The sequence below is a fragment of the Cupriavidus sp. GW822-FHT02D05 genome (assembly GCF_058802485.1).
Genome location: NZ_JBXAOE010000042.1, coordinates 1 through 12,690, shown reverse-complemented (window position 1 = coordinate 12,690; position 12,690 = coordinate 1). Strand labels below are relative to the sequence as shown.

13 protein-coding genes and 1 pseudogene are annotated in these 12,690 nt (G+C 64.2%); 6 read left to right on the top strand and 8 right to left on the bottom strand.

Features of this window, described 5'->3' with window-relative positions:
• Positions 1–69: 69 nt before the first annotated feature.
• From moaC to AC1RQK_RS36240, 5 genes and pseudogenes are all read left to right on the top strand, one after another.
• Positions 70–552, top strand: a complete 483-nt coding sequence (gene moaC / locus AC1RQK_RS36260) for a cyclic pyranopterin monophosphate synthase MoaC (RefSeq protein WP_492814222.1) — start codon at positions 70–72, stop codon at positions 550–552.
• A 278-nt stretch (positions 553–830) separates the two neighbouring features.
• A complete protein-coding gene (locus tag AC1RQK_RS36255) occupies positions 831–1,181 on the top strand; it encodes a hypothetical protein (protein ID WP_492814220.1) in 351 nt (116 codons plus the stop codon).
• A gap of 32 nt (positions 1,182–1,213) precedes the next feature.
• A pseudogene (locus AC1RQK_RS36250) lies at positions 1,214–1,366 on the top strand (cyclic pyranopterin monophosphate synthase MoaC); the annotation flags it as partial.
• Positions 1,367–1,588: 222 nt separating this feature from the next.
• On the top strand, positions 1,589–2,041 hold the full coding sequence (locus AC1RQK_RS36245; protein ID WP_492814218.1) for a hypothetical protein: 453 nt from the start codon (positions 1,589–1,591) through the stop codon (positions 2,039–2,041).
• Between the two features lie 194 nt (positions 2,042–2,235).
• Positions 2,236–2,706 carry a hypothetical protein gene (locus AC1RQK_RS36240; RefSeq protein WP_492814257.1) on the top strand — a complete coding sequence of 157 codons (471 nt, stop codon included), beginning with the start codon at positions 2,236–2,238 and terminating at the stop codon, positions 2,704–2,706.
• 26 nt (positions 2,707–2,732) lie between these two features.
• On the opposite strand, the gene AC1RQK_RS36235 is transcribed toward AC1RQK_RS36240, so the two are convergent.
• The 8 genes from AC1RQK_RS36235 to recA form a co-directional block, all read right to left on the bottom strand.
• A complete protein-coding gene (locus tag AC1RQK_RS36235; RefSeq protein WP_492814216.1) occupies positions 2,733–4,604 on the bottom strand; it encodes a PglL family O-oligosaccharyltransferase in 1,872 nt (623 codons plus the stop codon).
• 103 nt (positions 4,605–4,707) lie between these two features.
• Positions 4,708–5,175, bottom strand: coding sequence for a pilin (locus AC1RQK_RS36230; RefSeq protein ID WP_492373805.1), 468 nt, complete (start codon positions 5,173–5,175; stop codon positions 4,708–4,710).
• Positions 5,176–5,580: 405 nt separating this feature from the next.
• Positions 5,581–6,276 (bottom strand): TerC family protein, encoded by a 696-nt coding sequence (locus AC1RQK_RS36225; protein ID WP_006158059.1) that lies wholly within the window; start codon positions 6,274–6,276, stop codon positions 5,581–5,583.
• A 306-nt stretch (positions 6,277–6,582) separates the two neighbouring features.
• The gene (sucD, locus tag AC1RQK_RS36220; RefSeq protein WP_043343904.1) at positions 6,583–7,464 is read right to left on the bottom strand and encodes a succinate--CoA ligase subunit alpha; all 882 of its coding nucleotides are present in this window, start codon (positions 7,462–7,464) and stop codon (positions 6,583–6,585) included.
• A gap of 81 nt (positions 7,465–7,545) precedes the next feature.
• Positions 7,546–8,712: an ADP-forming succinate--CoA ligase subunit beta gene (gene sucC / locus AC1RQK_RS36215; RefSeq protein ID WP_043343899.1), complete on the bottom strand. Its 1,167-nt coding sequence runs from the start codon at positions 8,710–8,712 to the stop codon at positions 7,546–7,548.
• Positions 8,713–8,781: 69 nt separating this feature from the next.
• Positions 8,782–9,456 carry a DUF2889 domain-containing protein gene (locus AC1RQK_RS36210; protein WP_492814213.1) on the bottom strand — a complete coding sequence of 225 codons (675 nt, stop codon included), beginning with the start codon at positions 9,454–9,456 and terminating at the stop codon, positions 8,782–8,784.
• 338 nt (positions 9,457–9,794) lie between these two features.
• Positions 9,795–10,262: a recombination regulator RecX gene (recX, locus tag AC1RQK_RS36205; protein WP_492814211.1), complete on the bottom strand. Its 468-nt coding sequence runs from the start codon at positions 10,260–10,262 to the stop codon at positions 9,795–9,797.
• 167 nt (positions 10,263–10,429) lie between these two features.
• Positions 10,430–11,503, bottom strand: a complete 1,074-nt coding sequence (recA, locus tag AC1RQK_RS36200) for a recombinase RecA (protein WP_150991883.1) — start codon at positions 11,501–11,503, stop codon at positions 10,430–10,432.
• Positions 11,504–11,801: 298 nt separating this feature from the next.
• On the opposite strand from recA, the gene AC1RQK_RS36195 reads away from it, so the two are divergent.
• On the top strand, positions 11,802–12,488 hold the full coding sequence (locus AC1RQK_RS36195) for a response regulator (RefSeq protein WP_492814209.1): 687 nt from the start codon (positions 11,802–11,804) through the stop codon (positions 12,486–12,488).
• The last annotated feature ends 202 nt before the right edge of the window (positions 12,489–12,690 follow it).

Here is a 12,690-nt window from a genome sequence, read left to right as displayed (position 1 = left end):
CCTGCCCCGGCATGCGCGGCAAACGCATCCGTCACGCATTCATTGCCCCGCATCCGCCAGGTCCACGCCATGAGCCAGCTCACCCATTTCGATTCCGCCGGACAAGCCCATATGGTCGACGTCGGCGCCAAGGCGCACAGCCACCGCGTGGCCGTCGCCACCGGCACCATCACCATGCTGCCCGCCACCTTTGCGCTGGTGCGCGACGGCACGGCCAAGAAGGGCGACGTGCTAGGCATTGCGCGCGTGGCCGCCATCATGGCCACCAAGCGCACCGCTGACCTGATCCCGCTATGCCACCCGATCTCGCTCACCAAGGTGGCGGTGGACTACGCCATGGACGAGGCCAGCGCCACCATCCGCTGCACCGTGCGCACCGAGACCCACGGCCAGACCGGCGTGGAAATGGAAGCGCTGACCGGCGTGCAGGTGGCGCTGCTGACCATCTACGACATGTGCAAGGCGGTGGATCGCGGCATGGTGATGGGCGACGTGAAGCTGCTGGAGAAGCATGGCGGAAAGTCGGGGGATTGGGTGGCGGAAAAGACCTAAGTATTTGATTTCATTAAACCATCTCCAGGCGCAAGGATGGCGCTTCGTGCCCATTGAAGTGTTTTTTGGCGAAACGAAACAAGGACCATGACGCATGACTGAGTCTCATCGCCTCCTGCCGACAAATGCTCTGCATCAATGTTTGATGTTCGCAAAAACTCGGCCCGAACTGACACTTGAGAACGCTGACAGCATTGCGGGGTATGTGATCTATGAGCGCGGCTAACATCGTTCTTGCGCTGTCTGCATTCTTGTCGATGCAGTGCGCGCATGCGTGCATGCCGGGCAAGAACATCGACGTTTACTTCGCGTCCAACTCAAGTGTCGTGACCGCATCCGAGATGCTCCGCCTGGCGAACTGGATGGTCGATCAGCGCATCAAGTACCCGAGGCAAAAGGCCATCACGGTCGGGGGCTATGCCGAGGAAGGCGAGAGTAGCCCCAAATCTCTGGCGGCGGAACGTCTCCACGCGGTCGCGCGTACCTTGAAAGAGACGAGCTTCAATCAGGTGCCTGTGCAAGAACACTTTGGCGTGTACAGGCCGGGCGATGTGAGCAACGGGAGGCGTGTCGAAATCTCCCTGCTTCCGGCCTGCCCTAACGAATGTTGCGGGCCAAGCGGAAAGTAGAAGAATCCACAGCGATGAGCAATGCAGTTCGCGGCATCGCTTCCGAAGTCGACGTGCTGGGCATTGCCCGCGTGGCCGCCATCATGGCCACCAAGCGCACCGCTGACCTGATCCCGCTGCTATGCCACCCGATCTCGCTCACCAAGGTGGCGGTGGATTACGCCATGGACGAGGCCAGCGCCACCCGCCGCATGTGCCTGATCCGCATCGCCGATACGAACCACCTTTCTTGTCAATCCTGACACAGTCCCGCGCCAGCGCCGCTTCCGCTGTAACAAGCGTAACGCCGCATTTCGCCAGAGGGCGGCGCGTCGCGGCTTGCGGCAAATTGGTATTCAATGCAGTTTAGGGGGCGCAAGCTGCGCTGCCGGCGGAACCACGTTCCGCGTCGATCCAAGGTGGGCAACATGAACGGGCGTAGGGTTGGCCAGCTTTTGCTGGTGTTGGCGGCGCTGGGCGCGAGCGGTACCGCGCTGGCGGGAAGAGGTGGCGGTGGAGGCTGGCACGGTGGTGGCGGATGGCACGGCGGCGGTGGCTGGCATGGCGGCTGGCACGGCGGAGTAGGCGTCTATATCGGCCCCGGGTTCGGCTACGGCTATGGCTGGGGCTACCCATACCCGTACTATTACCCGCCCGGCTACGCCTATGGCCCCGCGGTCGTCGGGGTACCTGCATCGCCGCCGCAGTACATCGAGCAGGGCGAGGACGGCGCGATGGACATGGACAGCGGCGGTGTCGCGGCACCCGCGCCCCAGCAGCAGGCGTTTTGGTATCGCTGCGCCCGGCCGGATGGCTACTACCCGTACATCAAGGCTTGTCCCGGCGGCTGGCATAAGGTGCCGGCACAGCCACCCTCCTAGCGCCTGCTGCTTGCCTGATGCCCACCTGATGCCTGACAGGCAGGCAAGCTGAATGCCCGAAGCGCTCAAGGCGCGCTGCGCCGACGCGCGCGGACCATAATCGATGACCGAGGTACCGAGGTGCCGAGATGAAAGTCCTTAACCACTTCAACCGCCCCAGCCCGCCAATCCTGCTGAGCCTTCCGCTCGCGGCGATGGTGCTGGCCGGGTGCGCGGTGATGCCCAGCGGGCCAAGCGTGATGGTGCTGCCGGGCACCGGCAAGAACTTCGACCAGTTCCGGGCCGACGACAACAACTGCCGCCAGTTCGCCTTTGGACAGGTGGGTGGCGTCACCGCCAACCAGGCGGCCGCCAATAGCGCGGTAGGCAGCGCCGTGGTGGGCACCGCGCTGGGCGCGGCGGCCGGCGCGGCCTTCAATGGCGGCACGGGCGCGGCGGTGGGCGCGGGTGTCGGCCTGCTCACCGGCGCGGCGGTAGGGGCAGGCAACGCCCAATATGCCGGCTATGGCAGCCAGCGCCAGTACGACGCTGCGTATGTGCAATGCATGTACGCAAGCGGCAACCGGGTGCCGGTCTACGGGCGCATGGCCTCGGCCCCGCGTCCGGCTGCTGCGCCAACGTATTACTATCCGCCTCCGCCGCCCCCGGGCTACGCCCCGCAATAAGCTGGCGCGGCGCAGCTTAGGAAGGCTCACCCCGGTTTGCGTTTAGCGCGCAGCTGCACCCAGTCGCAGAAATCCCGCGGCCGCGCCGCCGCGTCGACTTCGGCGCAGGCGCGGGCAAGTTCCGCGAACTGGTTAGCCTCATCCCCCGCAAAGTAAAAGCGCAGGCGCTCCAGCCACGCCCGGGCCTGCACCGGGTCGCCGGTCAGCGCCATCAGCCAGGCGGTGCGCGAGATCAGCGTCGGGGTCGGCAACAGGTGCACCGCGGCGATATGGGCGCCAAGCAACTGCGCCGCGTTCTCCGGCGTGATCTTGGCCTCTTCGATCGCGTCCGACGCGGCAGCCTGCCGAAACCAGAAGTTCGGCATCGGCAATGCGGCCCGGCGCTCGGCACGGGCGTACTCGCGCGCCTCCGCACGGCGGTAGTCCTGCCACATTGTCGTCAGGATGGCCGCCGCCACGCCGGCGAATGCCAGGCCCGCCAGCACGGTAAACCCGCGCGGCATGCGCAAGCGGCCGAACCCCGATGGTTCCAGCCAGCCCAGCATGAAGCAGAACGGCAGCACGAAATACAAGTAGTGCAGCGGGTACTCCAGCATCGAATGCGCGCACAGCATCGCCAGCCAGGTCAGCACCAGCCCCGCCTGCGCGCGCTCGCGCGCATCCCCGCGCCACAAGCGCTGGCGCGCCACGCGCCATAGCCACGCCAGCAGGCTCAGGAACACGCCCGCCGCGCCGATCACGCCCATCTTGGCCAGCATATCCAGCACGGCATTGTGCGCATGCAGCGACATCTCGACTTTCACGCCCACCTGCGCGAGCTGCTGGAACTGCGCCCAGCCATACTCACCCCATCCCACCCCAAGCCATGGGTGGGCGCGGAACATCGCCCACGCGTGCGTCCACATCGCGGCGCGCCACGAGAGCTGGTCGCCCCCCCGCATCTGCGCCACGGTATCGAAGAGGCGCCAGTCCATCGCCTGTCCAGCGCTCTTGATCGCCGGCTGCAAGACCAGCAGCAAAACCACCATGGCCACCGCGGCAAACGCCAGCCCGGCGGGACGCCGCATGGGGTTGCGCCCGGCGTGGCCGGCGCGCTGCGTGGCGCCGGCGAACCCGCCCGGGTCGCCCGGACCGCCAAACGCCGCCCCGCCCCGCGCCATCCAGGCAGCCACCAGCGCATAAACCGCGGCCAGCCCCACATGCAACACACCCGTGCGCGAGCCGGACAGCACGATCCCGCTCACCAACAGCACCGCCGCCGCCAGCCAGGCCGGCACCCGCAACCACCCGCGCGCCGCCAGCCAGACAGCCGCCGCCAGCGCGATACCTTGCACCGTAGCCTGGTGGTTCGGCTGGTTCAGGTTGCCCCACAGACGGCGGTTATCGTCGTAAAAGTAAGTGGACACCATCCCCAGCGTGTCCGGCTCCAGGCCAAACACCTGCACCCATTGCGCCAGCGTGCCCAGCAGCCCGGCCACCAGCCAGGCGATGGCCAACACATCCACCATCGCCTGCCGCTCCACGGACGACGCGGCACGGCCCTGGCGCCACGCAGCCCACATCACCGCGGCGCCCAGCGCCAGCGAGAGCTCAGTCAGCAACCGGCTGCCCGACACATCAGCCATGCCGGTCAGCGTCTGCGTGATGCCGGTGGCGATCAGCCAGAGGGGAAAGAGGACGATCCAGGGGAACTGGGCGGGAGCGGCCTGGTAGGCCGTGCTCCTGCCTTGCCGCTGTGCCAAGGCGCCCAGCACGATGACGGCGAGCGCAAACAGCAATGCCGAAGTCCATTCGCCATAGAACGTGGCAAGCGGAAGCGTGTGCCGGGAGACCAGCAGCGGTAGCGTGACCGCTACGGCGAGGAAGCTGAGAGGGATGGCTGACCGGGAGGGCAGCATGCGGGGTGCCTTGTTATGCCTTGTGGGCAGAAGGCGGATGATAGCTTGGGGAGTGGGGAAAAAAAAAGCGCCCGAAGGCGCTTTTTCTGAATTTGCCGTTCGGTTAAATCCCGGTCTGTCCCTTAGTACAACCAGCGGCCGTAGCTGAAGCCCAGGTCACGGCGGAAGCAGTGATGGAAGGCGTAAACGTTACTACGCAGCCGCCAACTTGAGCCGAGCCAGTAAGCGTGATCACCCCCGCAGCGTATGCCACGGGAGTAGCTGCTGCCTCATACTTGGGAGCAGGCAGCGCAGTGAAGCCGACTCCAGTATTAGCAGCGCTCAGCGCAGCAAACGAGTCGCACGGTGCGCCGATCACCGCTGCGGGAGCCATTGCATTTTGCTGAACGCACTCTGCAATAGCCTGCTTCATCCCTGCAATTGACGTAACATTTTCAGTCCAGCGAGCACGAGTCACATAATCCTGATACTGCGGAATAGCAATCGCCGCCAAGATACCGATAATCGCAACCACGATCATCAGTTCGATCAGCGTGAAGCCCTTCTGGACTCGGCGGCCCAGTTTTTTCATTTGTTGCACCCGTTGTTGCATGATTGACCCCTCGAAGGAATTTTGGATACAAATCGAAACATCTTGTTTCATGTGATGCTGTACGTTCTTAGCACTTAGCGTGCCAGCGCCGCCAAGTCTTGATGTCTCGTCGGCGAGTGACAATTTTCGCCACTTCAGGCCCTTCCGGGTGTTGATCCCGCGCAAATTTTGTCACTAAGTATGACGCGGCGGGTCAGTAAGCCTACGTTTTGGCTTAAGTCAGTCTGAAACCACACTGAAATCACCGCCGAATCCGCTAAGTGGCCTGCGCTACGGCCCAAAAACAAAACGGGCGGCTCCCGGGCCACCCGTCTGTCCGGCAGTGCCCCAACGAACGGGGCACCACCTCATCTACAAACCCGTCCCAGGACGGGTCACAGCCCATCAGGCCGTCTGTGGCGCTCGCCTGCTCAGCAGCTTGCCAACCACCACCACCAGCGCGGCGCCGATCACGCCGAACACCAGGTGGGCATGCGGCACGTGCATCTCGAACCATGCTGCGTCCACCGGGTCGCTGACCAGCATTTCACCGGCCAGGTAGCCCAGCAGCGCGGCGCCCAGCACGATGATGATGGGGAAGCGGTCCATGACCTTGAGCAGGATGGTGCTGCCGAACACGATCAGGGGGATCGACAGGCCCAGGCCCAGGATCAGCAGCATCAGCTGGCTGCCTTCCGGCCCCTTCTGCGCTGCGGCGGCCACGGCCACCACGTTGTCGAGCGACATCACCAGGTCGGCGATCAGGATGGTGCGGATCGCGGCCCAGATGTTGTCCTTGGCCGAGTGGCCTTCTTCGTCGTCATCGCCGGTGAGCAGTTGCACGCCGATGTAGACCAGCAGGATGGCGCCGACGATCTTCAGGTACGGCAGGCTCAGCAGCTTGACCGCGGCAACCGTGAGCACCACCCGCATGATGATGGCGGCGGCGCTGCCCCAGAAGATGGCCTTCTTCTGCTGGGCGGGCGGGAGGTTGCGGGAGGCCAGCGCGATCACCACGGCGTTGTCGCCGGATAGCACGATGTTGGTCAGGATGATGGATCCCAACGCAATCCAGAAAGCGGTGGAGGACAGCAGTTCCACGGTAAAGCTCCTCGAGTTTCTTAAATTATGATTCGAACGCCACATTGCGTCACCAACAACTGTGCCGCATGCGGAATTTCGGATGTCTGAGTCTTCAGACATGAAGATTTACCGTATCAAGCTTTCGATTCGGTTTCAATCGGCATGTCGCGCACCTTGGGAGATACCCTAGGTAACGGTACTCCAGAATGACATGCCCCCGCACGGAGGCGGGGGCATGGAGAGCCGGTGTGCGGTCGCAGTCACGCGAGCGCTCCGGCTCCGGCAAGCTTTCCCGCCCGGAGGCGGGAGGCTGCAGACCGGTATTTACAGGATCGACTTGAGCAGGCGAGCCATTTCCGACGGGTTCTTGGTGACCTTGATACCGCAGGCTTCCATGATTTCCAGCTTGGCTTGCGCCGTGTCGGCACCGCCCGAGATCAGCGCGCCGGCGTGGCCCATGCGCTTGCCCGGAGGCGCGGTCACGCCAGCGATGAAGCCAACCACCGGCTTCTTCATGTTTTCCTTGATCCAGTAAGCCGCGTTGGCTTCGTCCGGACCACCGATTTCGCCGATCATGACCACGGCGTCCGTTTCGGGATCGTCGTTGAACATCTTCATGATGTCGATGTGCTTCAGGCCGTTGATGGGGTCGCCACCAATGCCGACTGCCGACGACTGGCCCATGCCCAGCGCGGTCAGCTGACCGACTGCTTCATAGGTCAGCGTGCCCGAGCGCGACACCACGCCGATGCGGCCCTTGCGGTGGATGTGGCCCGGCATGATGCCGATCTTGATTTCGTCAGGCGTGATCAGGCCCGGGCAGTTCGGTCCCAGCAACAGGGTCTTCTTGTTGCCCTTGGCCATCTTGTCCTTGAGCTCCATCATGTCGCGCACGGGGATGCCTTCGGTGATGCAGACCACCAGGTCCAGGTCAGCGTCAACGGCTTCCCAGATGGCGGCAGCGGCGCCTGCGGGCGGCACGTAGATCACGGACACGGTGGCGCCGGTCGATGCCTTGGCATCCTTGACGCTTGCGTAGATGGGAATGCCTTCGAAGTCTTCGCCCGCTTTCTTCGGGTTCACGCCGGCAACGAAGCAGTTCTTGCCGTTGGCATAGTCGCGGCAGCCACGGGTGTGGAACTGGCCGGTCTTGCCGGTGATGCCCTGGGTGATGACCTTGGTGTCTTTATTAATCAGAATCGACATGCTGTAATCCTTTGCTTGGCTCAAAGCAGCGCGCGAAGGCCTGGCCCCGGCGCGCTGCTGGCGTTCGTGTTCGCGTCTGGCTTACTTGCCCGCGGCAGCAGCCACGACCTTCTGGGCAGCTTCTTCCATGGTATCGGCGGCGATGATGGGCAGGCCCGAGTCGGCCAGCATCTTCTTGCCGATCTCTTCGTTGGTGCCCTTCATGCGCACGACCAGCGGCACGGACAGCGACACGGCCTTGGATGCAGCGATCACGCCTTCGGCGATCACGTCGCAACGCATGATGCCGCCGAAGATGTTGACCAGGATGGCCTTCAGGTTCGGGTTCTTCAGCATCAGCTTGAAGGCTTCGGTCACCTTCTCGGTGGTGGCACCGCCGCCCACGTCCAGGAAGTTGGCCGGCTCGCCGCCGAACAGCTTGATGGTGTCCATGGTGGCCATGGCCAGGCCAGCGCCGTTCACCAGGCAGCCGATGTTGCCGTCCAGCGAGATGTAGGCCAGGTCGAACTTCGACGCTTCGATTTCAGCCGGATCTTCTTCGTCCAGGTCGCGGTAAGCGACGATTTCCGGGTGGCGGAACAGGGCGTTGGAGTCGAAGTTGAACTTGGCGTCGAGCGCGATCACCTTGCCGTCGCCGGTCAGGATCAGCGGGTTGATTTCAGCCAGCGAGGCGTCGGTGTCCCAGAATGCCTTGTACAGGCCTTGCAGGGCCTGGCGGGCTTGCGCCACGCTTGCGTCGGGCACGCCGATCTTGCGAGCGATGTCGTCAGCGTCCGCGTCGAGCAGGCCGGCCGACGGATCGATGATCAGCGTGTGGATCTTTTCCGGACTGTGGGCAGCGACTTCTTCGATGTCCATGCCGCCTTCGCTGGAGGCCATCAGGGCGACCTTTTGCGAAACGCGGTCAACCACCAGGCTGACGTACAGTTCCTTCTTGATGTCAGCGCCTTCTTCGATCAGCAGGCGGTTGACCTTCTTGCCTTCCGGGCCGGTCTGGTGCGTGACCAGGGTCATGCCGAGGATGTTGGTGGCGTAGGTCTTGACCTCGTCGATGCTCTTGGCCACCTTCACGCCGCCGCCCTTGCCGCGGCCGCCCGCGTGGATCTGCGCCTTGACGACCCATACCGGGCCGCCCAGTTGTTCAGCAGCCTTCAGGGCCTCTTCGACCGAGAACGCGGGGATGCCGCGCGGAACCGGCACATTGTATTTGCGCAGGATTTCCTTGCCTTGGTACTCATGGATATTCATGCGTGTTTCCTTTCGGGTAGGCGTAAAAGTGTGGAGATGGAATCTCGGCGGACTGCAGGCCGGCCTGGCTTAGCCAGAAGTGCCGGTTGACCTGCGCGACATGGCGCCGCCGGCGGGGGCGGCGAGCGCCTCCGCTGGCTGCGCCGCCGGGGTCGATGACCCTTCGGTCTTGATCCTCGGTTTTGGCTGGTGACCATACCAGCGGGGGTAAAACTGGCGTACGACCTCGCCTTCGAAATGCAGGGCATGGCAGCCGTGCAACTGGTAAGGCGGTTCGGTACTGGTGTCTTCGGCACCGCCGTCGCGAATGTTGAACACATCGCCGGCGAATGCCTGGATCGCGGTGGTCGGCAACACGCCGGCCAGCTCGGTCAAATGCGTGCATCCGGCCACGCCCGACAGGCGCTCTTTCACCGACTTGCGGAAACCCTTCATCAGGTTCAGGCCGATCAGCTTGCGGTAGGCCGGGCCGATGGTGTCGCACTGGCCGGGATAAGGCACCCAGTCGGAACAGGCATCGGCGTCCACGACGTTCATGCGCAGGTCAATGGTGACGCGCAGCCACAAATCGTGCAGCGGCTCACCCACCGGGCGCACACCGCCGCCGGCCAGCGGAATCTCGCGCGGCTTGGTGTCAGTCAGGCGCGCTTCGATGTCCCATAGGCCGTCGTCCCTAAGATAAGCCTCCGCCGTGATGGCACGACGGTGACGCAGGGCGCGATTGACGGGCGGGGAAAGCGGCATAACACCAGGCAGGAGCGGGAGAAATGGACGGCTGGGCCGGAAAACCGCAGGATTTTAACATGCCGGACAACGTTGGCCGGGAACAAACTGCGCGCGGCGCTGTTGTCGGGGATTGTCGAGCGACGGGCAAGCCCCGCGCATGCGGAAAAATCACGGCATTGCGGCGGAAACGGCCTAAGGCACAAGGCATGAGCAAGGCGTGAGCAAGGCGCGAAGATTCGGAATACGCCTACTCGCAAAGCAGGTATGCGCCCGAAACCGGTGCAGGACATGGCAGTAACATCACCGCGACATCACTGCGGCATCACTTGAACTTGAGGCTGCCACGTCGGCGGACGTCAATCACTGCCATCCAGCCACTCATCCGCCCCTTTTATCACCTGGCTCACCACCGAGCGGGAAAAGCCGCGGGCGACCATAAAGCGGATCTGCTTGGCCCTGTCTTCGGGCGTGGCGGGCGGCGTGCCAAAACGCTTTTGCCAGACCGCGCGGCCGCGCTCCAGCTCCGACCCGCGCAGGCGATCCTGCAGGTCGGCGAGTTGATCTCCGCCGAGCTGATGGGTGCGGGCTTCCTGCATCACGCGGGCGGCGCCATAGCGGGCCGCGCGCCGGTGCACCAGGCTGTCGACAAAGCGCGCGTTGGATAGCCAGTTCTCGCGCTCCAGCGCATCCAGCAATTGCTCGAGTGCCTCGGGAGACTCGGCATGCGGGGCCAGCTTGCGCGCCAGCTCCGCCCGGCTGTGCTCGCGCCGCGACAGGTAGCCGACAGCGCGGGCTTTCAGGGAGAGAGGAGGACGGGTAGCCATGGGGAAGGCGCGCTTGAACACCGCGCATTATCAATGCGTACTATCAATGCGCTTTATCAATGCGTTATATGGATGCGCTTTGAAAATGCAAACCGGGGCGGCGCGCGTCGCTGCGCGTGCCGCCCCGGGATGGGGATCGCGGCCGGGAATGCCCCGGCCAGCGAAGCTCAGTCTTCGGCGGTGGCCACGGCGCCTGCGGTGGCCGGCGTGCCGTTCATCAGGACCACGCCCAGCGACTCGCGCACCTTGTTCTCGATCTCGTCGGCGATGTCCGGATTTTCGCGCAGGTATTCACGCGCGTTGTCCTTGCCCTGGCCGATCTTCTCGCCCTTGTAGCTGTACCACGCGCCCGACTTCTCGACGACCTTGGCGTCCACGCCGAGGTCGATGATTTCGCCCTGGCGCGAGATGCCCTGGCCGTAGAGAATGTCGAAGAAGGCTTCGCGGAACGGCGGCGATACCTTGTTCTTGACCACCTTGACCTTGGTTTCGTTGCCGATCACCTCATCGCCCTTCTTGATCGAGCCGATGCGGCGGATGTCCAGGCGCACCGAGGCGTAGAACTTCAGCGCATTGCCGCCGGTGGTGGTTTCGGGCGAGCCGAACATCACGCCGATCTTCATGCGGATCTGGTTGATGAAGATCACCAGGCAGTTGGTGCGCTTGATGGTGCCGGTCAGCTTGCGCAGTGCCTGGCTCATCAGGCGGGCCTGCAGGCCCGGCAGCGAATCGCCCATCTCGCCTTCGATTTCGGCCTTGGGTACCAGGGCCGCCACCGAGTCGATCACGATCAGGTCGACCGAGCCCGAGCGCACCAGCGCGTCGGTGATTTCCAGTGCCTGCTCGCCGGTATCGGGCTGGGAGATCAGCAGGTCGCCGACAGACACGCCGAGCTTGCCGGCATAGTTGACGTCGAGCGCGTGCTCGGCATCGATAAAGGCGCAGGTGCCGCCCAGTTTTTGCATCTCGGCCACGACCTGCAGCGTCAGCGTGGTCTTGCCCGAGGATTCCGGACCGTAGATTTCCACCACGCGGCCGCGCGGCAGCCCGCCGACGCCCAGCGCGATGTCCAGGCCCAGCGAGCCGGTGGACACGACCTGGATATCCTGGTCGATGTCGGCTTCGCCCAGTTTCATGATCGAGCCCTTGCCGAACTGCTTCTCGATCTGGGCCAGCGCGGCCGCCAGCGCCTTCTGCTTTTCGGCGCTTACGCCAGCACCCGCCTTCTTGCCGTCATCCATGGTCGTCCTTCCGTCAATGGTGTATAAATAGGCCGCATATGGCGCGCTGCCTGCTTTTGCGGGTAACCGCCCGACCCGCGCCGCGCTGCGAACTCCTGATGACAATGAACCTGGCAGCAGGGGCAAACATTGGGCAAACGCCGGTAATACGTTCGTTACTAAATTCAGTACGATCCGGCCCGCTCACCGCGCGACCGGATCAAGCGAGTACTGTATAAAAAAACAGTATGCTTGGCAAGTCCCGCACGCGTCATTTGATGTAAAGCGACGACTAAGCCGGGCCAGGGTGGAGACAACCATGCGTATTCTGATCGCCGAAGATGACGATGTGCTGGCAGACGGCCTGACGCGCTCATTACGTCACTCCGGCTATGCCGTCGACCATGTCGCCAGTGGGATTGAAGCCGACTCGGCGCTCTCGACCCAGACCTTCGACCTCCTGATCCTCGATCTCGGCCTGCCCCGCATGCCCGGGCTGGAAGTGCTCAAGCGCCTGCGCACGCGCGGCGCCATGCTGCCGGTACTGATCCTGACCGCGGCCGACGGCGTCGATGAGCGCGTCAAGGGCCTGGACCTGGGCGCCGATGACTACATGGCCAAGCCCTTCGCCCTGTCCGAGCTGGAAGCCCGCGTGCGCGCGCTGGTGCGACGCGGCGCCGGCGGCGGCGCCACGCTCACGCACCACGGCCCGCTGGCCTTCGACCAGGTTGGCCGCATCGCTTACCTGAACGAGCAGATGCTGGATCTCTCCGCGCGCGAAGTCGGGCTGTTGGAGATCCTGCTCACCCGCACCGGGCGGCTGGTATCGAAGGAGCAGTTGGTCGACCACCTGTGCGAATGGGGCGAAGAGGTCAGCAACAATGCCATCGAAGTCTACGTGCACCGGCTGCGCAAGAAGATCGAGGTGGGCGGGATCCGCATTGCCACGGTACGCGGGCTGGGCTACTGCCTGGAGAAATTCCAGGCAGCCGTGGCGCACGACTAGAAAGCGCCATTAAAATCAAAATCAGGATCGGCATCAGCGCCGTTTCCCTTTGACGGCATGCCGGCGACACCGCCAAGACCTGCCCGACCACCTCCTCCCCATGAGCCTGCTGCGACTGCCCCGGCGGCGGGGGGGGGGGGGGGGGGGGGGGGGGGGGGGGGGGGGGGGGGGGGGGGGGGGGGGGGGGGGGGGGGGGGGGGGG

Coding starts and splice junctions, on each gene's coding strand:
- moaC (WP_492814222.1), top strand. CDS start 70: ATGAGCCAGCTCACCCATTTCGATTCCGCCGGACAAGCCCATATGGTC.
- AC1RQK_RS36255 (WP_492814220.1), top strand. CDS start 831: ATGCCGGGCAAGAACATCGACGTTTACTTCGCGTCCAACTCAAGTGTC.
- AC1RQK_RS36245 (WP_492814218.1), top strand. CDS start 1,589: ATGAACGGGCGTAGGGTTGGCCAGCTTTTGCTGGTGTTGGCGGCGCTG.
- AC1RQK_RS36240 (WP_492814257.1), top strand. CDS start 2,236: ATGGTGCTGGCCGGGTGCGCGGTGATGCCCAGCGGGCCAAGCGTGATG.
- AC1RQK_RS36235 (WP_492814216.1), bottom strand. CDS start 4,604: ATGCTGCCCTCCCGGTCAGCCATCCCTCTCAGCTTCCTCGCCGTAGCG.
- AC1RQK_RS36230 (WP_492373805.1), bottom strand. CDS start 5,175: ATGAAAAAACTGGGCCGCCGAGTCCAGAAGGGCTTCACGCTGATCGAA.
- sucD (WP_043343904.1), bottom strand. CDS start 7,464: ATGTCGATTCTGATTAATAAAGACACCAAGGTCATCACCCAGGGCATC.
- sucC (WP_043343899.1), bottom strand. CDS start 8,712: ATGAATATCCATGAGTACCAAGGCAAGGAAATCCTGCGCAAATACAAT.
- AC1RQK_RS36210 (WP_492814213.1), bottom strand. CDS start 9,456: ATGCCGCTTTCCCCGCCCGTCAATCGCGCCCTGCGTCACCGTCGTGCC.
- recX (WP_492814211.1), bottom strand. CDS start 10,262: ATGGCTACCCGTCCTCCTCTCTCCCTGAAAGCCCGCGCTGTCGGCTAC.
- recA (WP_150991883.1), bottom strand. CDS start 11,503: ATGGATGACGGCAAGAAGGCGGGTGCTGGCGTAAGCGCCGAAAAGCAG.
- AC1RQK_RS36195 (WP_492814209.1), top strand. CDS start 11,802: ATGCGTATTCTGATCGCCGAAGATGACGATGTGCTGGCAGACGGCCTG.